Genomic DNA, 5,219 nt, shown 5'->3' on the forward strand with positions numbered 1-5,219 from the left:
GGGTGAGCTGCTGCGCGCGGTAGAAGACGTCCTCCACCGAGGTGCGCTCGGGCTCGTATGCACGTACCCAATCGACCGCCATGTTGTGGAAGCGCAGGAAGGCGACGTGCAGCTGCGCGACCACCAGGTTCTCGTCGTTGCGCTGGTCGCCGACCAGCGGCTCGCCCGTGTCGGTGCGCGGCAGGTCGCGGTCCATGTCGTCGACCGGCGGGATGCGCACGCCGAAGGGCACGAACCTGAGCCGGCCGACCGCCAGCTTCGCCCGGTCCTCCTGATACGGCACGACGACCTTCGCCGGGTCGGTCGGCGGCGGTGCGAACGGTCCGTCGCCGTAGAGCGAATCCAGGTTGAGCGCGGGGTTGCGGGCGTTCTTGAGCAGCCGCCTGACCTCGTCCGCGTCCAACGGGGGCAGCGGCACGTCGCGGATGGAGATGACCCCGTCCCCATCGGTCGCGGCGGTCAGGTCGTGGTCGATGAACTGACCCCAGTACGTGTAGACCGGCGGGATCGGCGAGCTGGTGTCCGCGGCCGGCGGCTCCTGATCGATCATCAGGTCGCCCAGGTCGTTCAGGGCGTGCACGGTGAGGTTCACCTCGGCCGCGGTGGCGGCCGGCAGGTGCGCCTCCTGGTCGCCGACGAGTTTGTGGAACAGGTAGTCGAAGTCGGTGGTGCTGTTCTCCCCCTGCGTCGCGTCGCTGAGCTTCGTCCAGCCCAGCTTGGTCAACTGCTCCGCGCCCGGCGCGTCGTCGGCGATCGCGTGTCCGCCGTGCGCCATGTGCGCGATGACTTTGCTTCCGCCATTGGTCTACGCGCGGCGAACGGCGCCGCCCCCAGCCGCCGAAACCCCGCCGCCGCATCACTCAGCAGCGGCAACGCCTCTGCCACGGACCCGTCCCGCAGCAGCCGTTCGGCGTACGCCAACTCCGTCCGCGCCTGCTCGAACGGCCGCGGCTGCCTCGCGTACCCCCGCATCGCCTCGCGGAACCACGTCCTGGCCGCGGCCGGATCGCCGGCCAGCACCGCCCGATGCCGTGCCACCGCCGCGAGGGTGGTGGGCAGGTCACCAGCGCGCCCGGCCAGCCGTTCGAGCTGCTCCCGCGCCCGCTCGGGATGGCCGGCCAGCCGGTAGGCCTCGACCAGATCGGACTCCCACGGCGCCAGGACGGGGTTGCCGACGCCGAACCGCTCGGCCGCCTCGCCGGTCGCCTCCAGGGTCGCGACCGCAGCGGCGGCGTCCATCGCGGCGAGGTGCCGCAGGCCCTGCACCGAGCCGTGCAGGACGCCCATCCCGTGCACGCCGGACGACCCGGCGAGCTGCGCGGCCTCGGCCAGATGGGAAGCCTCGGCCAGATGGGCAGCCTCGGCCAGATGTGCGTCCGCCTCGGCGAAGCGGCCCTGGGCGGACTCGTATCCGGCCAGGACGAGCAGCGCGAAGCCGATCGTGGAGACGTCCCGGAGGGCTCGCGCGCGGACCAGCGCCTCCTCGGCCTGCGCGTACCCGGCCGGCCAGTCACCCGTCGCATGTCGCACCATCGCCGCGAACACCAGCGCTTGCGACAGCGGACCGGACGCACCGGCCCGGCGGGTCGCGTCGGCCACCTGGTCGAGCACCGCCGACGCGTCCGCGGTCTGGTCGAGCCACAGCCGGCACGCGCCGGTCATCGCCAGCTCCTCGGCGTCACGCAGCGGATCCAGGCGGTGCACATAGGACAGTTGGGCGTCGAGGAGCATGCGGCCGTCGGTGATCCGGCCCTCGATCACCAGCGCCTCGCCCAGCAGCAGCCGGGCGCGCTCGCGGGCGCCCCCACCGGGCAGCAGTGTGATGGCCCGGCGGGCGTGGCCCGCGGCCTCGCGCACGCGGCCCTCGATCAACGCCGGGTGCACGGCGGCGCACCACAGGGCGGCGGCCCGGCCCGGGTCGGTGCCGGTGATCTGCTCCGCGGCATGGGCCAGCACCCGCTGGGCGGCGGCCGGGGCACCTCCGTGGCTGAACACCCGGCCGTAGGCGAGCGCGACGTCCGCCCGCAGCCCCGGATCCTCGGTGGCGAGCAACGCCGCGCCGAGCCAGGCCGACGCCTCCGGCAGGTGGCCACCGAGCTGCGCGTCGGCCGCGGCGGCCACGAGCCGGCGTACCCGGGTCGGCTCGTCCGCGGTCAGTTCGGCCGACCGGCGCAGCGCGCGGGCCGACGCGGCACAGCCGGACCGCCGCCGGATCCCGTCCGCGGCCGCCTCGAGCTCGGCGGCGGCCTCGTCGTCGGGGCCGGTCAGCTCGGCCGTCCGATACCAGGCGCGACTCTCGCCGGCGGCGCCGGTGGCGAGCGTGTCGTAGACCCGGCGGCGCTCGGCCGGCGTGGCGATCGCCCGCGCGGCCGCGCACAACAGCGGAGGCGCGGGTTCGACGCCCGCATCGCCGGGTGCGGCCAGGGCGGCGGCGAGCACGGCCGTCCGCTCCGCCGGCGGCAGCTGGGCGACGCGAGCCCCGAAGGCGGTCAGCAGTCCGGCGCCCAGCGGCAGCGGATCGGGCAGCGCGGCGGTGCCGGCCAGCTGGTCGTCGGTGAGCGTGTCGGCCAGCTCGGTCAGCGCCAGCGGATTTCCGCCGGTCGCCACCCACAGCTCGGCGCCGACCGCGGGGGCGACCCGGCCGGGCCGCAGCCGCTCGAGCAGCTCGCCGGTGGCGGCGCGGTCCAGGCCGCCGAGGAACACCACGTCGAGCCCGGCCGCGGCGAACTCGGGCGGCAGTGGGTCACGGGCCGCGAAGACCAGGCCGACCGCGTCGCTCTCGACCCGTCGCGCCGCGAAGAGCAGGGCGCCCGCCGAGGGCGGATCGATCGCACCGGCGTCGTCGACGACCACCAGCACCGGCTCCCGTTCCGCCGCGGCGGTCAGCAGGGTGAGAGTGGCCATGCACACCGGGTACGCGTCGACCTGCCCGGGCGATCCGGCCGGGCCGCTCAGCGCGAGCGCCGCCCCCAGCGCCTCCGCCTGCGGCCGGGGCAGCGCCGGAAGCCGTGGCAGCAACGGGCGCAGCAGGTCGCCGAGCGCGGCGAAGGGCAACGCCGCCTCGGCCGCCAGCCCGGTCGTGGCCAGCACGGTCGTGTCGCGGGCGCGGGACACCAGGCGAGCCAGCAGCGCGGTCTTGCCGATGCCGGGCTCGCCGGTCAGCGCCAGCGCGCCGCCGTGCCCCTGGGCGAGGCGCATCGTCAGCGCGTCCAGCCGGCGCTGCTGAGCGGCCCGGCCGGCCAGCGCCGACCCGCTCGCCCCCACCCGAAACGGCATCTTCGCCTCCCGGTCTCGACGGTGCCGCCGAAAACCGAGCCTGACCAGCGATCTCGATGGCAGATCTCGGACGTGACCGGTAACGGACAGTCAGTGGCCTCGTCGCCGTTTTGAGGCCGCCATCCGCTTTGCCAGGGTTTGACGGTAGGGACGGACACGTATCGACGTCACCCTCTATGCTGCACCGACTCTTCAGCCGTGCCTCCTGAAAGGACACACCGATGCAGCACACCCCTGCCCGGCGACTGCTCGCCGGGCTGGCGGTCGCGGGGGCCGTGATCGGCATGAGCTCCGCGCCGGCGTTCGCGGCTCCGAAGGCCGCCGACATCGCGATCATCCTCACCGATGTCACCGTGCCGATCGGCGAGACCGGCGCTCTGTTCGGCCCCCTGTTCTACGCGGACGAGCAGGTTTCGGTCGAGGACCCGACGATCACGTACGAGCTGAGCGACGGCCTGACCGGTGTGCGCCTGTCCGAGGGTGACGGCGTCGGCGACTGCGAGAGCGCGTCGCCGACCAAGCTGGTGTGCTCGTCCTGGATGCCACTGGAGATCGGCCCCGAGCTCTTCGGTGGTTACTTCGACGCCGCCCTGGTCGCCGGCGAGACGGCCGAGCCCGGTGCCACCGGCACCGTGACGGCCACCTTCTCCGGCACGGACCTCGACCCGGTCACCTCGCAGTTCAAGGTGCGCGTCGCCGAGGCCGTCGACCTGACGGCCGGTGCACCGACGACGGTGCAGGCTTCGCCGGGGCAGTCCTTCGACACCACGTACGCCGTCAGCAACAGCGGCGACAAGGCGATCAACGGCCCCTCCGCGTTCTTCTTCAACGACTGGGCCTTCGAGTCTGACGAGCAGTACAGCAACTGCCTCTACGCCGACGGCGAGCTGCAGTCCTGCACGTTCGACGAGACCCTCGAGCCGGGCTCCTCGTGGGAGACCACGATGTCGTACAAGCTGCGGGCCGACACGATGGCGCCGGGTCACGAGGCCGGCGAGGCCCGCTGGGTGACCGAGGCCGAGCTCGAGGACTTCTACCAGTACGCCGAGCAGCTCGGTGTCGAGAAGGGCACCCCGGGCACCGGCGACGAGCTCTCGCTGGACGAGGCGGCGGCCAAGAGGGCGCAGCGCGCGCCGCAGGCCGACAAGAACCCCGAGGACAACTGGAGCTACGTCGACGTCGAGGTCACCGGCAAGAACGGTGCCGACCTGGCCGCCGTCGGCAGCGCGGTGACCGGCAAGGCCGGCGACGAGGTGAAGGCCACCGCGGGTGTCCGCAACGTCGGCAAGGCCACCGTCGACCTCTCCCGCGCCGGCTTCCCGGCCGCGGTGACGCAGGTGCAGGCGCCGGAGGGCACCAGCTTCGTGGCCGCGCCGGACGTCTGCGCCGAGCGTGAGGGTCGGCCGTACATCTACGAGTGCTACTCCGACTACATCTTCAAGGCCGGCGAGGAGGAGACGTACGAGTTCGTGCTGCACATCGACCGCGTCGTGCCGAACGCCAAGGGCCTCGTCGCGGTCAACGAGCCGTGTGAGTGCGAGCGTTTCACCGGCGACATCAACAAGGCCAACAACCGGGCCGCGATCCTGGTGAACAAGACCGCCGGCAACGGTGGCGGCACCGGCGGTGGTGACGGCGGCGACGACCCGACCCTGCCGATCACCGGCCCGGCCGGCGCATCCCTTGCCGTGGGCGGGCTGGTGCTGCTGGGCCTCGGCGCGGCGGCCGTCATGTTCACCCGGCGTCGGCGGCCGGCCGTCAAGAGCTGAGAAGCTGAACGGGCGCGCCCGGCAGGCGGATCGAGAAGGTCGATCCGCCCGCCGGGGACGCCCCGACGTCGACGTGGGCCCCCGGGGCGGGGGGCCCGGTTGGGGCTATTACCAGGTATACCCCGCCAGCCCCCGCCCCCGCCAGGCCCCGGGGGGGCGCCCCCCCCCCGTGTG

2 protein-coding genes and 1 pseudogene are annotated in these 5,219 nt (G+C 73.8%); 1 reads left to right on the forward strand and 2 read right to left on the reverse strand.

The features are described 5' to 3' along the window. Positions 1-775: pseudogene (locus tag AB0M20_RS26115) on the reverse strand (hypothetical protein); the annotation flags it as partial. Then, positions 721-3,276: an ATP-binding protein gene (locus AB0M20_RS26120; protein ID WP_364302493.1), complete on the reverse strand. Its 2,556-nt coding sequence runs from the start codon at positions 3,274-3,276 to the stop codon at positions 721-723. The gene AB0M20_RS26120 and the pseudogene AB0M20_RS26115, both read right to left, overlap by 55 nt. Positions 3,277-3,497: 221 nt before the next feature. Between AB0M20_RS26120 and AB0M20_RS26125 the strand changes: the two genes are divergently transcribed. After that, complete coding sequence (locus tag AB0M20_RS26125; protein ID WP_364302495.1) at positions 3,498-5,045, forward strand: hypothetical protein; 1,548 nt, start codon at positions 3,498-3,500, stop codon at positions 5,043-5,045. Positions 5,046-5,219 lie beyond the last annotated feature (174 nt).

It is taken from the genome of Actinoplanes sp. NPDC051633 (assembly GCF_040681735.1).
GTDB lineage: Bacteria > Actinomycetota > Actinomycetes > Mycobacteriales > Micromonosporaceae > Actinoplanes.

Excerpts from the sequence above, each read along its gene's own strand:
- AB0M20_RS26120 (WP_364302493.1), bottom strand. The coding sequence starts at position 3,276 with ATGCCGTTTCGGGTGGGGGCGAGCGGGTCGGCGCTGGCCGGCCGGGCC.
- AB0M20_RS26125 (WP_364302495.1), top strand. The coding sequence starts at position 3,498 with ATGCAGCACACCCCTGCCCGGCGACTGCTCGCCGGGCTGGCGGTCGCG.